Here is a 16565-nt window from a genome sequence, read left to right as displayed (position 1 = left end):
AAGAGTTAATTCTAAAGGTGGTTAAGTGCTTTAAATCGTTTGCTTTTAATTTAAGCTTTTTATCATTAAGCTACGATAAATTTCGTTTTTACCTTCCACAGTGTGAACATTTCCCGATAATTTGTTCTTTTTTCATTTGCTTTATGCTTTGTTTAAGCGATTTAGAGTCAATATCGAGTTTATCAGCCAGTAGCAGTAATGCTTTATATTCTCTAGGATCAATTTCTCCGTCAGAGAGTGCCTGTTCAATTTGTAGGTTAAGTGTATCTCTACGCTCTCTCAACTCTTCCCCGAATCGAGCAGCTAACATACCTGCAGGCAGTGCAACTAAGCCAATACCTATTAACATGATAAAAGTAGATACAAGTTTACCTAACGGTGAAATAGGCACAACATCACCGTAACCAACCGTTGTCATGGTAACTACAGCCCACCAAATTGATTTTAATATACTACCAAAGTGATCTGGCTGAGTATGGCCTTCAATAATATGCATTAAGCTAGCCGCAATGATAATAAGTACTTGAATAACGATCATAGCGGCGACTAAACTTTTGAATTCTTTTGCGATGACAGTGATGAAAATATTAAACCCTTTAAAATAATGGGTTAACTTTAATAATCGTAAGACGCGTAATAGCCTTAATGACCTAAGGTCGATAGTAAAAAATAATGCAATGATAAAAGGTAAAATTGCAATAAAATCAATAACAGCAATTGGCGTCATTATGTAACGAAATCTAGCCTTATATGTTGGCATGTGCTGATATTTTACTGATTCAACACAGCACCATATCCTTAATAAATACTCGATACAGAATATTGACAAAGAAACTACTTCAAACCAGTAAAACTGTGTCGCAAACCGTTGATTTATTGTCGCTTCTGACTCTAGAATAACAGCAGTAACATTGGCAACAATTAAGAAAATAAGAAAAAACGTTACGGCTTTTGTAGCAAAATTATTATTTGTTTCATTCTCAAGTAAGAGATATGTCTTTGCTCTTAAAGTGTTACCCGTTTTAAACTGTTCTTTTGTCATTATATTCCCTAAAAGCGACAAGACTTAAAGCTAAATATTTCGCTAATTTTAACGCTAAGCTGGTTCGCTATTCGTAATCAATCGGATCACTTACCTTGTTGTCAGCAAAAGCTTCAAGTCGTTCTTGGCAAGCGCCACATTTACCGCAAGCTTTTTCACGCCCGTTATAACAAGTCCATGTGTTACTATAATCAAGGCCCATAGTCATTCCATCGGTTAAAATAGCTGACTTATTTACTTCTAGGTAAGGGCTGAAAATTTCAACACTTTCATAATTTGCTATTTTACATACCTCATTCATTTTTAATACAAATTCTGGGCGACAATCAGGGTAAATTGCATGATCACCTGAATGAGCACCATAGTAAACTTGAGATGCTCCTACAGAAACCGCGTAGCCAACAGCAAGTGATAATAAAATCATATTCCTGTTGGGAACGACCGTTGATTTCATATTATCTGCTTCATAATGACCTTGTGGAATATCAATATCATCAGTTAAAGAAGAGCCCGCTAACAATTCATTAATTGCCGAAATATTAATAACTTTATGAGGGATACCTAAATTTGAACAAACAGTTTGAGCACAAGAGATTTCTTTTACGTGACGCTGCCCATAATCGAACGTTAGCGCATAGACTTGCTTACCATCTTTAAGTGCACGGTTTAGCACGGTAAATGAATCCATGCCGCCGGAATATATAACAACAACTTTTTCAGCCATTTGTAGGGTCTCTTGAGGTATAATAATTAATAGTTATCGTGTCGCTTGAAATAGCGTAAACATTTTACTTGAATTAAACCATAGGCTAAAGCAAAAAGTGAATCATACTAATTATAAAATTAATGAATTCTTCCAAACTATTCAGGGTGAAGGGGCTTATACTGGCCAGCCATCTATTTTTATTCGATTACAGGGCTGTCCTGTTGCGTGCTCTTGGTGTGACACCAAGCATACTTGGGAAGTTAACCCTTCATTAGAGATTTCTGCGGCAACATTAATTGCAAAATCTTCAGAAACAGAGCAGTGGTCTAACTTAACCGTTGAGCAAATTCTGTCGTTAATATCTGAGCAAAAATTCAAAGCTAAGCATGTTGTGATTACAGGTGGAGAACCTTGTATGGTTGATTTAACTCCGTTATGTCAGGGGCTTGAACAAGCGGGTTTTAGTACACAAATTGAAACATCAGGTACGTTTGAAGTTATTACAACTGAGGCTTGCTGGGTAACGGTATCTCCTAAAGTAAATATGCGAGGAGGGTACAAAATTTTATCAAGTGCGATGCAAAGAGCTAATGAAATAAAACACCCTGTAGCCACTGAACAGCACATTGATGATTTAAAATTATTACTAAAGCAGCATCACATCACATCAACCCCGGTATACTTGCAACCCATTAGCCAAAAACAACGAGCAACTGAACTTGCTATTACAAGTTGTATTGATAATGATTGGCGTTTATCTATACAAGTACATAAATACATCGGGATTGAATAAAAACTTATAGCAATATCTTTATATTAAGTTAAGCAAGATAGCTTTTTGTTTTCTATACTCAGTAGTAGATTTAATCAGGGAAAGCTACTGTGGGTAAAAACATTTTTATATTAGCCCTTTTTGGCATATTCGTTAGCGTGTTAGTGTTTCTTTATAGTAATTCACAGCATCTATTGAAAAAAAATCAATATCCAATAGTCATAGCGGTTTCTAAAACACCACTTTCTTCCCCATTCTATGTTGCTAAATCAATTAATGCGTTTGACTCAACTTGTGTATCTGTTACTTTTGAACAAGTCATTGGTGGTCAGGCGGCTTTTGCAAAAGTCATGAGTGGTGAGGTTGATTTTGGTACCAGCTCAGATTCCGTTATTGCCTTTCAAAGTTTGTTACAAAAACAGTTTGTTACACATGCTATGTTCGTTCAATCAGACAATGATGTGAAATTACTGTCTCGTTCTTCGTCAAATATAGTGAAAATATCTGACTTAAAAGGTAAGAGAATAGGGGTAACTAAAGGGACTGCAAGTGAATACTTTTTAAGTACTTTACTGGCACTTCATGGTGTTTCTATTGATGAAGTAGAAATACAGGATTTTAAGCCAGAAGAGTTAAGTAGTGCCTTTATCAATAACGTTGTTGATGCAATTGCACCTTGGGAGCCGTTTGCCTATCAAAGTGCTCAACAACTGTTAAATGAAGTCGTTGTGCATGACACTAAAAATTTAAATACCTTAAGTTTTAATTTAATCTCTAAACAAGCAGATAATTACACGGTTGAAAAAGCTAAGTGCATTTTAGAAGCATTAAATACAGCGATTAACTTCATCGCGTTAAAACCGAAAGAGGCACAAGATATTGTGATTAAAGAATTAGATTTATCGCCTGATTTTATTCGTTGGGTATGGCCTGATTACATATTTAAATTAGCCTTGAATCAATCGCTACTGTTATCAATTAAATCACAAGCTGCGTGGGTAAATGAAACGCAAATGATGAATCTGAAAACACCCCCTAATATTAATGAATTTTTAGATAGTCGCGCAATGTTGCAGGTTGACCCGTTAGCTGTCAACATTTCCTTGTAGGATAATAGATAGATGAAAATAAATTTATCCAAACAAGTTTTCATATTTTCTATAATTTGCGGAACAATTTTTACTATTTTGATGATGAGTATACTCTGGTCATCATTAACGGTAGAGTTAGCTTTTAAACGAGAAAATTATGCTCAACGAGTCGATAATCACACTAATACACTAAAACAATTAATGATCAGTGGTGACATATATGCCATAGATTACAATGATAATAATTGGTTATATTGGCACAATAAGCTTTCAACACTATTAAAAATTCCCCCTAAATTAACTGCAGCGCAACAAACAATACAAAACAGTATTAAAAGCCAGAATGACAATGTGCGACACCTTTATGATCAAATTGCATTAAGTCGAAAAAATCCAATTAAGCCTTCGGTTAAAAACCATTTTAAAGTGAGATTAATGACACAGTTAGAGTCAATCCGTTCTGACTCGGTGCAACTATCTTCAATTGTTAAAAAAGATATTCACCAAGTCATCAAGCAACAAGTTATTGTAATTATATTAACGTTTGTTTTATGTTTTCTTATTGTCTTTGTCGGTGGCGTTAAGCTATCCAGAATTTTTACGCTATCGTTAAAAGAAGTAAAAAAAGCCTTTGAAGCTAATCATAGTGGTAATTTTCAAAAAATTAAGTTGTCACATCAAACGGTAGAGTTCGATAGTATTGTTAAAGCATTTAACGCCATGAATCATAAGTTAAGTGAGACAACTATTTCATTAGAAGAAATGAAAAAAGTTGTTGAAGAAAAGACTAAAAACCTACAACAATTATCTGATACTGACCCGTTAACAAAAGTGGCTAATCGTCGCGCGCTTTTTGAGCGTGGTAGTATGGAGTTATCACGCGCAGTGCGTGGTAAAAAGCAATTAACCCTTTTATTACTCGATTGTGATTTGTTTAAAAATATTAATGATGAATATGGTCACCTGTTTGGTGATGCAGTGTTAAAACATCTTTGTACAATATGTTCTGAAGCTATAAGAGATATAGACTTTTTAGCGCGTTATGGTGGCGAAGAATTTGTAGTTATTTTACCTGATTGTGATATTGATGGAGGGGTTGATATTGCTAATAGAATACAACAATTGTTAGCCAATTATGTCATTGAGAAAGATGCCAAACCAGTGAAGATAACATTGAGTATTGGTATTAGTTCATTAACAAGTAACCATAAAAATTTTGAAGATTTGATTAATGATGCTGATAAAGCAATGTATATGGCAAAAGAAAGGGGAAGGAACAGAGTTGAAATTGCGGCACAAACTTCATTACATTAACTGCACATTAATCGCATATAAACAACATAGTTGTTAGTTATAATACGACTCAATTACACGTTGTTTTCTATGAATGTTTTTGGCAGCCTTGCAGATAACCTTGTGAGTAATTCATAATTAATAGAATCAGAATGTTTAGCTATAGTATCAACAGAGACATTTTTGCCCCATAACTCGACAATATCCCCTACATTTATCTTAGTTATCCCTGTAACATCAATAGTGATCATATCCATCGATACTCTACCAACAAGTGGTGCTATTTCTCCGTTTACAAAGACTGGCGTACCTGCTTTGGCATTTCTTGGGTAACCGTCAGCGTAGCCAATAGCAATGACAGCAATAGTCGATAGACGCTTAGCTTGCCAAGTATCTCCATAGCCCACGGTTTCTCCTTCTAAAACTTTTCTTATCGCGATAATTTCTGCCTCTAAGGTCATCACAGGCTTAAGTGGCTCTACTATAACACATGGCTCTATTGGACTTACGCCATATAATGAAAGACCAAGACGGTTGAAATGTCCATGACTTTCTGGCCAATTTAATATACCTGCAGAATTTGCCATACTGAACTGGCAATCGTATTGCTTTACTAATGCTTTTACTTGTGAGATTTGCTTGGTGGTTTTTGGGTTTTCCTTATCTTCTGCACAAGAAAAGTGACTACACAAAACTAATTTACTGTGATGCTTGTTATTTAGTGATGCAATGACACTTGATATTTCTTCAACTCTAAAACCTAAACGGTTCATGCCAGTATCAACTTTTAACCATACATCGCCTAGATATTTATCTTCGTTATCTTTCAGCCAAGAAATTTGCTCATGTGTATGTAACATAAGCGATAAATCTTGTTCGATGGCTATGGTAAAATCACTGTGTTGAAAAGGTCCTTCTAGTACTAAAATAGGGCTTTGAATACCAGCATTACGTAATGTTAGTGCTTCGTCTACAAAGGCTACGGCGAAAGCGGGGACATATGCTTCAAGTGTTTTGGCAACTTCAATAGCACAATGTTCATAACCATTGGCTTTTATAACGGCAATGGTTTTACTTTGAGGCGCTAAACTTGATATGTATTGATAATTATGCACAAGCGCTGTTAAGTCTATAACGGCTTTAGTATTACGAGAAATATATTTCATATAACGGAGAACGTTGTATCGCTAATCGAACAAACTGACTTAAATGTGAAAGGCTATTGAAGTCAGTAATATACAAGGTAAATTAATACCGTAAGAATACATATCAGTGTAACATTAGCGATGATGAATAGCAGTATTTATATGAGTTATCTTATAAAGGCTATACGTAAATGTCCATGTCGTTTAGTGACGAATGAGATAACGTCCTTGAAGCAAAACAGTTACCGCGATAGAGTTTTCATTAATGACAGCTCATAAATATTTTCACTTTACTGGTTAAATGAAACATAAGGTTATATATCGTTATGCACAGAACAGGAAGTTATTGTCACTCAGGTAAACATTTATTGATTGTGACTTTGTTATTATTTTTTATAATCAGTTGCTCTACACCAACAAAATTGCAGCCTAAATCAGAAAATTATAGTGAGCGTATTAAGTTTGTTGTTTTACATTATACTGCAGGAAACTATCAAAATTCTTTAAATGCACTTACTTCTCAAGGTGTTGCCAGTGCACATTACCTTATTCCTCAATTACATGATGCTACTTATCATCAAGAAGATATAAAGGTAGTTCAGTTAGTTGATGAAAATAAAAGAGCATGGCACTCTGGTGAGAGTGCTTGGCAAAAGCGAGAAAACTTAAATGATCAGTCTATTGGCATTGAATTAGTCAATGAAGCCAACTGTAAATCTGTTGAATTTTCATCAACACATGTTAAACAAATGCCTGTTTGTTTCTATCCTGACTTTCAAGCTCAACAAATTGAACTACTCATTGAATTATTAAAATCTATTTTGCGAGAAAATCCTGATATCTCGCCTACAGCTATTGTAGGTCATAGTGATATTTCCCCGTTAAGAAAACGAGACCCTGGCCCAAGGTTCCCTTGGTTTCAATTATATCAAGCAGGTATTGGGGCTTGGTATGATGAAGCGGTAATGATGAAGTATTACAAAAGCTTTTCTTCAAAATTACCGAGTATAACGCTAATACAAAAAGCGCTGAATACTTATGGTTATGCTATTGATATATCTGGACGTTTTGACGAGCAAAGCCAAGCGGTCATTCTTGCATTTCAACAACACTTTATGCCATGGCATTTATCTAAAAAAGCCGATGCAAAAACTGCAGCCATCGTATTTGCACTTCTTGAGAAATACTTTCCAGAACAATTAACTTTACTTGTTGAACAATATAAAAATGAACTATTACCAAAACGAGTAAGTAATGACCTTATGAAGAAAGGCCAACTTGTTAAAACCTTTCCTGAGCATGAACCAAGTAGTCGTGAATTGGTCAATAATAGGGCATCTTTTAAAAGCTACGCACATAAAGGGGAGATAATTATTGATAATCTATCAGCAACATCAGCAGATATTTATGTTAACGGTGAAAAACTATCAATTGCCGAGCCCTTAATTCCTTATAAGCGTTATCACTATAGTTTAAAAAAGCGTACGCATACCGGCGATAATATCTTGATGGTTGATAATATAAAGCCAGAGGGAGCACAATTAACGATTACTATTCCATATCCTGAATTGAATACTACAACCCCCCTTGATACAAAGATAAAATCGTCAGGTGACGATAAATCCAATAACCTCTTTTCAGCTGTTGATCTGTTAATTGAAAAAGATATTACTAATGGCTTCCCCGGAGCTGTTTTGTTAGTACAGCACAAAGGTAAAGTTATTAAACATTCAGCCTATGGCTATGCGCGAAAATATGCTGATGATGGGACATTATTAGCGACTCCTGTGACGATGGAAACAGACACTTTATTTGATCTAGCTTCTAATACGAAAATGTTTGCAACTAATATTGCGTTAATGAAGTTAATTAGTGAAGGGCGCTTATCAGTAAATTTACCGTTAAGTTTTTATTTACCAGAATATTCAGGTGGTGGTCGCGAGTTTATTACCGTGAAAGATATACTTACTCACAAGACAGGCTACGCACCTCAAATTAAATTTTATGAAAAAAATAATGCTTTAGGAGAAGCTTTTTATTCACAAAATAACAATAAAACCAAACAACTCATCATCAATAAAGTGCCGTTTAAAAATACCAGTAAAATGAACTCTGTGTATTCTGATATTAATTATATTTTGCTCGGTATATTAATAGAAAAAATTACCGGATTAAGTTTAGATGCTTATGTAGAAAAATTTATCTATCAACCCCTTGGCCTGGATAATATTTTATTTACGCCACTTCAAAAAGGGTGGCACAAAAACCAGTTTGCGGCGACAGAAATAGCAGGAAATACTCGAAGTGGTCGCGTACATTTTGATAATGTTAGGCATCATGTACTTCAAGGTGAAGTACATGATGAAACGGCTTTTTATGCTTTAGAAGGGGTTGCAGGCCATGCTGGATTATTTTCTACTGCAGAAAGTTTAGCTATTTTATCGCAAGTTTTACTTAACCGTGGTGGTTATAAACATACTCAGTTGTTCTCAGACAAAGTCTTAGATCAGTTCATCAAACCTGATGATGGTAATGGGAGTTATGGTTTAGGCTGGAGACGGGCAAATAATGGTGATAGAGCATGGCATTTTGGTCCTTATGCTAGTGCTCAAGCATACGGGCATACTGGCTGGACGGGAACGGTAACCGTCATTGATCCTAAACATGACTTAGCTATTATCCTTTTAACGAATGCTCGTCATAGTGAAATTTTAGGTGATGATAAACAATTTTCGTTTATTGGAAAAGAATTTGAAACAGCAAAATATGGCAGTGTGATCTCTCTTATTTATGAAGCTATTTTATCGAATAAAACAGCTCAATGATGTAATAAAAAAGTGGTATTAACTATTTTTCTGTAATGGTTAAGCTTACAACGCCTGAGCTAGCAAAAAGTACCTGAATATCTATTATAATCAGGTACTTTTTAAAAAGGTTAATTAGCGCGTTGAGGATTACTTCTGAGCTTCTACCCAACGATCTATCTTGGCAGATAATATAGGCATCGGCAGAGAGCCATCAATCAAAATTTGTGTATGAAATTTCTTAATATCAAATTGCTCGCCCAAGGTTTCTTTCGCTTTTTTTCTCATTTGTTGGATGGCTCTTTGTCCTGTTTTATAGGCAAGTGCTTGTCCAGGAATACTAATGTAGCGTTCCACCTCTGCTTCAATATCTGTATCAGCCATAGATGAATTTTTTGTCATGAAGTCAATGGCTTGTTCTCTAGTCCAACCTTTTGCGTGTAAACCGGTATCAACAACCAAACGCATAGCACGCAGTTGCTCATCAACTAATCGACCATACCATTGATAAGGGTCAGTAAATAATCCCATCTCTTTACCTAAACTTTCAGCGTACAATGCCCAACCCTCTTCATAAACAGTAAAGTTACCAAATTTCCTAAACATCGGTAATGATTCTACTTCCTGCTGAATAGAGGCTTGAAAGTGGTGGCCAGGCGAAGCTTCGTGAATACTTAAGGTTTCAACAATAAAATTAGGTTGTGCTTTTAAATTATACGTATTGATATAAAAAGTACCGGGTCTTGAACCATCAGGGGCAGGGGCTTCATAACTGGCACCTGCCGATGATGCAGCTCTAAATGCTTCAACCTCTTTTACTTGATAATCTGCTTTTGGGAAAACCTCAAATAACTGTGAAACACGACTGTTAATTTTATCTTTTACTCCTTCATAAGCAGCAATAACTTGCTCCGGGCTTTTAAAATAAAACTGTTCATCTTCCTTTAAAAAGATGAAAAACTCAGGCAGGCTTCCTTTAAAGTTTACTGTTTGTTTAACTTTTTCCATTTCTGACAAAATACGAGCAACTTCTTGTTGACCGAACTCGTGAATTTCGTCAGCGGTTAATGGCAATGTCGTATGATAGCTTATCATATGATCATACCAAGCTGTTCCGTTTGGCAAGTGAGAAAGACCAACAGTATCACTAGCTAAAGGTGCATATTCTGTCGTTAAAAAGCTGAGTGTTTTTTGGTAGGTAGGGATAATTACGTTTTCAATCATTTGCGTATATTCAGCACGTAATTGTTTTTTATCTTGTGTGTTAATCGCGTTGTTTTTGTCTAACTGCTTAACTGGTTCGTAGAATACACTGTCTTTAATGTTTTTGACTAAATGGGTTTTAAATTGAGGTATTAGCTTTTTAACAATAACCTTGGGAAGCACAATACCTTCTTTAGCACCTTCTCTCATCGATAAAATAGCGCTGTCCATATAAGCGGAGAAGCCTTTAGCGCGGTTGATAAAGTCTTGGTAATCTTTAACGGTATTAAATGGCTGCGAACTTTCACCTGAGCCTAGCATCGCAAAATCATTATGTATGCCGTACATTTGATTAAAAGGGATGTAATGTTCAGGAAATTCGAAACTTGCAAGAGCCACTTCTCTATCACGCTTAAAAACCTGATAACTCAGTAAATCTTGTCCTGAAAGCTGGTTCACATCAATAGCATTGATACGATCTAAGTATTGTTGTTCGAATGCTTTATCTTCTTCGATAGATTGAGGTGAAATAGGAGCAATAAACTTGTCGTTATAGGTATTTATTCCTACATAAGTTGCTGTGAGAGGATCAAGGACAAGCATTTCATCGAAATACTGGGCAACAACTTCATTAACTCTTTTAGCTTCGTTACCTTGTGCGTTAACAACATTAGGCACTGGACTTGCTGGATTAGAGAAAGAAGAACACCCACTTAAACTTGTGGTTAAAGCCAGTGTTATTGAAAGCGCTATGACAGATTTATTCATTGGTTGCCTCTTTAATTATTGTTTTATTGAGTAGATATACCTATTGGTACTCAAAATCTTTATTTTCTACAATATACAGTTTGAGCTATTATATGGCTGCAATGATAAATTGAAAAGATGAAGTTTGAGATAACTACTTGTTATAGTCAATCTCTATAGTAAGTTATCGTATATTTGCGTAATATGCGTAATTATTTTTTGAGGAATTTATCATGGGTAAACTGTTTTGGTTGGTCATATTAGTAGCCATCGCTATTTTGTATTTTGTTCGTCAAAATGCTAATAAAGAAGCGATTAAAAAAAACACGGTAAAAGCGGATCAATTTTTAGCACAAAATAAAACAGAAGAAGGTGTTATTGAAACCGATTCTGGTATGCAGTACAAAGTGCTGACCAAAGGCACTGGAACAGAGCACCCCACAGCATATTCAAAAGTGGTTGTGCATTATCATGGTACTTTAATCGATGGTACGGTTTTTGATAGCTCTGTTGAAAGAGGAGAGCCGCTTAGTTTTGGTTTAAATCAAGTCATTAGAGGTTGGACAGAAGGATTACAGCTTATGGTTGTTGGCGAAAAAACGCGTTTTTTTATACCAGCTAAATTAGCTTATGGTAATAGTGCAACAGGTAAAATTAGTGCTGGCTCATTGCTTATTTTTGATGTTGAATTACTTGAGATTAAATAAGTATATAAAGTTAGAAAAGGAAGTTTATCGTGGAAGGTGGTTGTTTATGTGGTTCAATAAGGTATCGCCTTACAGGTAAACCTTTTGCAGCAGACTATTGCCATTGTAGCAATTGTAGAAAGCAATCTGGCTCAGTGGTAGTCGCTTGGATGGATTTTAAAAGCGAACAAGTCGAATGGCTTAGTGCAAAGCCATCGTATTATCAGTCTTCAGAACATGTAGAACGCGGTTTTTGCTCACAATGTGGCTCAACGTTAACCTTTGGTGATTCACGTTATAAAGAATTTACCACACTGACTATCGCGTCTTTAGATGATGCCAATTTAGTTAAGCCAACATATCATATTCACACTAAAGATCAGGTAAGCTGGTTAACTATAAAAGATAACTGTAAAAGGTATTTACAGTCAGTGTCTGATTAGGAAGGAAGCGACTTCACCCTTTCTATAATCTCATTATAAAAATAACTTTACAGGACGTTATCGATGAAAGTACTTTTAATCAGTGCTAGTCAAAGACAAAACTCAAAAAGTGCAGCAGTTACGCAGTTAATACAAAATTTACCTGTATTTAAAAAAGGTGATGTTGAGACTGACGTATTAGATTTATCGCTATTTCCTGAGCTACTCGAGCATTATGGTCACTTAAATGGAAAAAGTAATACTGAGCTTTTCATTAAAAAAGAGCAGGTATTGTCCATGCTTTATCGATGTGATGCTGTGGTATTTATTGTACCTGAGTGGGGTGGGATGATCCCTCCTGCGTTGGTTAATTTACTGTTATTAACAGCTCATGGCTCTGCTGGTGGTTTACCTTTAGGGCATAAACCTGCATTTGCTATCAGTATTTCTGCATCAGGTGGTGGGAGTAATCCGATAAGTTTATTAAAAGCTTATGCGGCTAAAAATAGTCATCTTGTCTGGTTACCATTACATGCTATTGTGCATAATGTTGATGATTTTTTAGTGCAACCGTGGCAACCGCAACGAGAAGGGCGTTTTAGTGATGTGCAATCTAGAATTGATACGGGTTTATCAAGTTTATTTATATACGCCAAACAGTTAAAAGAAGTGAGGGCTACACTGGTAAATTTATCAACAACTCACCCGTTTGGCCAATAACGTTAATTGTAAAATTTAATCAATAAATAATCAGGCAGGATACTCTCATGCGAGTGCTTAAGCATATAGCTTTATCTCTAATAATATTGCTAAGTAACTCTTCGAGTGTAAAAGCTAATAAAGTCTACAAATATAAAGATGAGAAGGGACAATGGGTTTTTAGCGATAAACCGCCAATAAAAGAGGTAAAAACCCAAGAGCTTATCTATAAGCAAGCGTCGCCTGAGCAGGAGTTATCACCAAAAATTTATGTTGTCCCGCATAACTCACTTTACAACGTTGTGATTAAAAATCCGCTTTATATTCCAATTGAAATTGAGATAAACAGTGCAGATACGAGTATTGCCTCTCAATATGTTGTTATTCAAGCCAATCAAAGCAAGACATTAATTGAAAGCTTAACTCAAAAGCCTGATTTTAATTATCGGTGGGTTACAGGAGATCCTAAAGCGCAAGTTGATGGCAGTGTCTATCATTTTCCAAGCAACACCCGCCGACCGTTAAAAATTAGCCAATCTTTTCATGGTAAATTTTCTCACTTTCAGTCTCCTAATAAATATGCAGTAGATATTGCTATGCCAGTTGGTACTGATATTACCGCTGCTAGAGAGGGCGTTATTGTGAGCACCAAAGACAATTTTCATATAAGTGGTAAAACACGATATTTTGTTGATAAGGCAAACTATGTCAAGGTGCTTCATAGTGACGGTACGTTTGCAACTTATGCACATTTATTACAGGGAACGGTAGTGGTTTCTGTAGGAGATAAAGTTAACGTAGGAGATAAATTGGCGCGTTCGGGTTCGTCAGGTTATTCAACAGGGCCGCATTTACATTTTGTTGTTCGAAAAAACGTTGGCTTTGAACTAAATTCAATTCCTTTTCAATTTGTTGGAGAAAATGGCCTTAATTACACCCCTCAAGCAGGGATGTTGATAGAGAAACAGCATTAACACTATAATACGACGTAATTGAAAACAGATTCAAAAATAGATAAAAGTTAATTAAAAACCCAGTATTGAATATTTCAATACTGGGTTTTTCTAAAGCGTGAAATTCACTTATTTACTCTAAGCCTTCAATAACACCGTTAGCGAGAAGTTTTATATCGTTAGCGGCAGGTTTTTTAGGTAGTCCCGGCATACGCATAATATTACCCGTTAAAACAACCAAGAATCCTGCACCTTCATTAATTTGAATAGAACTTACTGTTACTTCAAAATCACGTGGCCTGCCATGTAAAGTAGGGTCGTCAGACAATGAACTTGGTGCTTTGGCAATACAAATAGGTAAATGCGTTAAACCAAGTAGCTCAACATGTTTTAGGTCTTTTTCTGCTTGCTTAGAAAAAGCAACATCAGTTGCGCCGTACATTGCTCGACTCACTTTACGTACTTTCTCAACAACAGATAAATCTAATGCATACAATGGTTGATAAGGTTTACTTTTATCTACCGATTCCATCACTGCTTTAGCAAGCTCAATAGCACCTTTACCACCATCAGCATGATGGGTTGTTTCAGCAAATGAAACGTTATGCTCATCACAACGAGCTTTGATTAAAGCAATTTCTGCGTCGCTGTCTGTTGCAAAGCGATTTAAAGCAACAACAGGGTGTTTATTAAATAACTCGACACTTTCTATGTGTTTATCTAAGTTTTCTAAGCCTTTAGCAACAGCACTTAAGTCTTCTGTTTCTAAATCATTTTTGTCTTTACCGCCATGCATTTTTAATGCACGAACCGTTGTAACAAGAACCACTGCATCGGGGTCCATTTCTGCAATTCGACATTTAATATCAAAGAACTTTTCAGCCCCTAAATCAAAACCAAACCCAGCTTCTGTAATTGCCCAATCGGCATGATGCATTGCCATGCGTGTTGCAATAACACTATTACAACCATGGGCAATATTAGCAAAAGGGCCACCATGAACAAAGGCAGGAGTACCTTCAAAACTTTGCACTAAATTAGGTTGTAAGGCGTCACGAAGTAATGCCATCATCGCGCCTGTTATGTTTAACTCTTGTGCATGTACCGGTTTTCCTTCATAGGTATAGCCTATTAATGTTCTATCTAAACGTGCTTTTAGGTCTTGTGCATCGTCAGCTAAGCATAACATTGCCATAACTTCAGAAGCGGCAGTGATGTCAAAACCACCTTCACGTGGTATACCTTGCATTTTACCGCCTAAACCCAGTACGATTTTTCGTAAACTACGATCGTTCATATCCATGACACGGCGCCAAACAATTTGACGCGGATCTATATTTAAATCATTGCCTTGGTATATATGGTTGTCTATGGCTGCAGATAATAAATTGTTGGCACTGGTAATCGCGTGAAAATCACCGGTGAAATGTAAATTAATTTTATCACTAGGCATTATTTGGCTATAACCACCGCCAGTAGCACCACCTTTCATCCCTAAACAAGGCCCTAAAGATGGTTCTCTTAAGGCTAAACAGACCGATTCATTTAACTGAGTGAATGCTTGACCTAAGCCAATGGTTGTTGTGGTTTTACCTTCACCAGATGGTGTCGGTGTAGTCGCTGAAACTAAAATAAGCTTACCTTGTTTATCGCTAGGCTGTTTTAAGCTTTCAAGATCAATTTTAGCAACATCACGGCCATAAGGAAGAACATGCTCTGGAGCAATACCTAGGTTATCGCTAATTTCAGTAATAGGTTTTGGAGTAAATTGCTGAGCAATTTCAACATCAGTAGCCATAAAAATTTCCTTCTCGCATTCGTTAGAGGGTGTTGTAATAAATAGATTTAGTGATGTAATAATTAAAAATAATAATCACTATTCATATCTTTTATGATATTTTGCCATTAGCCTATCTTGAAATGATTAACGAAAGTTTGATTTGCAACAAAAGGTATACAATCTCTACCTTAATTATTTCAATATCAATATATGCACTACTTTTAACACAGGATCATTGAGAGTAGACTTGATTTACATAAATGAATTATGACCAGTATGCGAATTTTATATGGAAAAAAACATCAGTTCAGTACATTCAACAAAAAAGATTAATAAAGTTAATTATTCTTTTGAAGGTACAAATGACGTAACCAGATGTTTATCAACAGACTTGGTTATTGTTGAACAGCCTTTACAGATTCGTTTGTCTTGGAGAGATGGTGTAGATCAGATTGAAAAAGTCTTTTCAATCACTATGCGTACTCCTGGCAATGAAAAAGCATTAATTCTTGGATTGCTATTAAGCGAAGGAATAATTCAATCGGCTAATCAAATTGCAAGTATTTACCCTGAAAATAAAACTGATACTGATACGATTGAGCAGGACATTGCAAGTATAGAAAATGATCAAAATGCTTGGTTGGTGATTTTTAATCAGTGTTTTATCCCTAGATTAGACTCAATTGAACAATTTCAGCTCACTTATTCTAGTTGTGGGTTATGTGGTACAACATCGATAAAGTCGCTTGAGTTAAAGAGTCCTAAGTTGCCTGAGTTACCTGATGATCAAAAAGCGATGCCTGCATCGATGATAAACTCATTTAATAAAGCAATGCGTCAACAGCAGATTTTATTTAATGAAACGGGCGGTGTTCATGCCGCAGCACTGTTCAATATTAGCGGTAACTTGCTTTATATCCATGAGGATATTGGGCGTCATAATGCTGTTGATAAAGTTATCGGCTCATATATTAATGAGCATAAGGTTGTTACTCAGACTTTATTGGTTTTAATGGTTAGTTCACGTATTAGTTTTGAAATTGTACAAAAAGCACTGATGGCAGGAGTAAGTGTTTTAATCGGTGTAGGTGCGCCATCTGATCTTGCTATACAAGGCGCGAAAAGGTTTGATTTAACTATTATTGGCTTTGCATCAGAACTATCATTTAACGTTTATCATGGCGATTGGCGAATTACGTCATAAAATATATATATGCTGTTA

14 protein-coding genes are annotated in these 16565 nt (G+C 35.8%); 9 read left to right on the top strand and 5 right to left on the bottom strand.

Annotated elements, in window-relative coordinates; all coding sequences use genetic code 11:
• Positions 1 to 88: 88 nt before the first annotated feature.
• Together D1094_RS04940 and queC are read right to left on the bottom strand one after the other, a co-directional pair.
• On the bottom strand, positions 89 to 1042 hold the full coding sequence (locus D1094_RS04940) for an ion transporter (RefSeq protein ID WP_118958981.1): 954 nt from the start codon (positions 1040 to 1042) through the stop codon (positions 89 to 91).
• A 67-nt stretch (positions 1043 to 1109) separates the two neighbouring features.
• Complete coding sequence (queC, locus tag D1094_RS04935; protein ID WP_118958980.1) at positions 1110 to 1766, bottom strand: 7-cyano-7-deazaguanine synthase QueC; 657 nt, start codon at positions 1764 to 1766, stop codon at positions 1110 to 1112.
• A gap of 97 nt (positions 1767 to 1863) precedes the next feature.
• On the opposite strand from queC, the gene queE reads away from it, so the two are divergent.
• The 3 genes from queE to D1094_RS04920 all read left to right on the top strand — a co-directional run bounded on the left by queE (position 1864) and on the right by D1094_RS04920 (position 4925).
• Positions 1864 to 2541 carry a 7-carboxy-7-deazaguanine synthase QueE gene (gene queE, locus D1094_RS04930; RefSeq protein ID WP_118958979.1) on the top strand — a complete coding sequence of 226 codons (678 nt, stop codon included), beginning with the start codon at positions 1864 to 1866 and terminating at the stop codon, positions 2539 to 2541.
• Between the two features lie 89 nt (positions 2542 to 2630).
• On the top strand, positions 2631 to 3629 hold the full coding sequence (locus tag D1094_RS04925) for an ABC transporter substrate-binding protein (RefSeq protein ID WP_118958978.1): 999 nt from the start codon (positions 2631 to 2633) through the stop codon (positions 3627 to 3629).
• Positions 3630 to 3641: 12 nt separating this feature from the next.
• Positions 3642 to 4925 carry a GGDEF domain-containing protein gene (locus tag D1094_RS04920; protein WP_118958977.1) on the top strand — a complete coding sequence of 428 codons (1284 nt, stop codon included), beginning with the start codon at positions 3642 to 3644 and terminating at the stop codon, positions 4923 to 4925.
• 53 nt (positions 4926 to 4978) lie between these two features.
• Here D1094_RS04920 and alr read toward each other — a convergent pair whose 3' ends face one another.
• Positions 4979 to 6070, bottom strand: a complete 1092-nt coding sequence (alr, locus tag D1094_RS04915) for an alanine racemase (RefSeq protein ID WP_118958976.1) — start codon at positions 6068 to 6070, stop codon at positions 4979 to 4981.
• 305 nt (positions 6071 to 6375) lie between these two features.
• On the opposite strand from alr, the gene pbp4b reads away from it, so the two are divergent.
• On the top strand, positions 6376 to 8874 hold the full coding sequence (pbp4b, locus tag D1094_RS04910; protein ID WP_118958975.1) for a penicillin binding protein PBP4B: 2499 nt from the start codon (positions 6376 to 6378) through the stop codon (positions 8872 to 8874).
• 129 nt (positions 8875 to 9003) lie between these two features.
• Here pbp4b and D1094_RS04905 read toward each other — a convergent pair whose 3' ends face one another.
• A complete protein-coding gene (locus D1094_RS04905) occupies positions 9004 to 10824 on the bottom strand; it encodes a DUF885 family protein (RefSeq protein ID WP_118958974.1) in 1821 nt (606 codons plus the stop codon).
• Between the two features lie 212 nt (positions 10825 to 11036).
• On the opposite strand from D1094_RS04905, the gene D1094_RS04900 reads away from it, so the two are divergent.
• The 4 genes from D1094_RS04900 (at position 11037) to D1094_RS04885 (ending at position 13584) form a co-directional block, all read left to right on the top strand.
• Complete coding sequence (locus D1094_RS04900) at positions 11037 to 11510, top strand: FKBP-type peptidyl-prolyl cis-trans isomerase (protein WP_118958973.1); 474 nt, start codon at positions 11037 to 11039, stop codon at positions 11508 to 11510.
• Positions 11511 to 11539: 29 nt separating this feature from the next.
• Positions 11540 to 11932, top strand: coding sequence for a GFA family protein (locus D1094_RS04895; RefSeq protein WP_404851442.1), 393 nt, complete (start codon positions 11540 to 11542; stop codon positions 11930 to 11932).
• Between the two features lie 63 nt (positions 11933 to 11995).
• A complete protein-coding gene (locus D1094_RS04890) occupies positions 11996 to 12631 on the top strand; it encodes an NAD(P)H-dependent oxidoreductase (protein ID WP_118958971.1) in 636 nt (211 codons plus the stop codon).
• Between the two features lie 47 nt (positions 12632 to 12678).
• A complete protein-coding gene (locus D1094_RS04885) occupies positions 12679 to 13584 on the top strand; it encodes a M23 family metallopeptidase (protein ID WP_118958970.1) in 906 nt (301 codons plus the stop codon).
• A gap of 112 nt (positions 13585 to 13696) precedes the next feature.
• Here the strand turns inward: D1094_RS04885 and D1094_RS04880 are convergent, their stop codons facing one another.
• Positions 13697 to 15361 carry a formate--tetrahydrofolate ligase gene (locus tag D1094_RS04880; protein WP_118958969.1) on the bottom strand — a complete coding sequence of 555 codons (1665 nt, stop codon included), beginning with the start codon at positions 15359 to 15361 and terminating at the stop codon, positions 13697 to 13699.
• Positions 15362 to 15632: 271 nt separating this feature from the next.
• On the opposite strand from D1094_RS04880, the gene fdhD reads away from it, so the two are divergent.
• A complete protein-coding gene (gene fdhD / locus D1094_RS04875; RefSeq protein ID WP_118958968.1) occupies positions 15633 to 16547 on the top strand; it encodes a formate dehydrogenase accessory sulfurtransferase FdhD in 915 nt (304 codons plus the stop codon).
• The last annotated feature ends 18 nt before the right edge of the window (positions 16548 to 16565 follow it).

The organism is Colwellia sp. RSH04 (assembly GCF_003545765.1).
Classification (GTDB): Bacteria; Pseudomonadota; Gammaproteobacteria; order Enterobacterales; family Alteromonadaceae; genus Colwellia.
The sequence above is the reverse complement of the archived record's forward strand: the minus strand, read 5'-3'. Positions and strand labels throughout refer to the sequence as shown.

Coding starts and splice junctions, on each gene's coding strand:
- D1094_RS04940 (WP_118958981.1), bottom strand. CDS start 1,042: ATGACAAAAGAACAGTTTAAAACGGGTAACACTTTAAGAGCAAAGACA.
- queC (WP_118958980.1), bottom strand. CDS start 1,766: ATGGCTGAAAAAGTTGTTGTTATATATTCCGGCGGCATGGATTCATTT.
- D1094_RS04920 (WP_118958977.1), top strand. CDS start 3,642: ATGAAAATAAATTTATCCAAACAAGTTTTCATATTTTCTATAATTTGC.
- alr (WP_118958976.1), bottom strand. CDS start 6,070: ATGAAATATATTTCTCGTAATACTAAAGCCGTTATAGACTTAACAGCG.
- pbp4b (WP_118958975.1), top strand. CDS start 6,376: ATGCACAGAACAGGAAGTTATTGTCACTCAGGTAAACATTTATTGATT.
- D1094_RS04905 (WP_118958974.1), bottom strand. CDS start 10,824: ATGAATAAATCTGTCATAGCGCTTTCAATAACACTGGCTTTAACCACA.
- D1094_RS04900 (WP_118958973.1), top strand. CDS start 11,037: ATGGGTAAACTGTTTTGGTTGGTCATATTAGTAGCCATCGCTATTTTG.
- D1094_RS04890 (WP_118958971.1), top strand. CDS start 11,996: ATGAAAGTACTTTTAATCAGTGCTAGTCAAAGACAAAACTCAAAAAGT.
- D1094_RS04885 (WP_118958970.1), top strand. CDS start 12,679: ATGCGAGTGCTTAAGCATATAGCTTTATCTCTAATAATATTGCTAAGT.
- D1094_RS04880 (WP_118958969.1), bottom strand. CDS start 15,361: ATGGCTACTGATGTTGAAATTGCTCAGCAATTTACTCCAAAACCTATT.
- fdhD (WP_118958968.1), top strand. CDS start 15,633: ATGGAAAAAAACATCAGTTCAGTACATTCAACAAAAAAGATTAATAAA.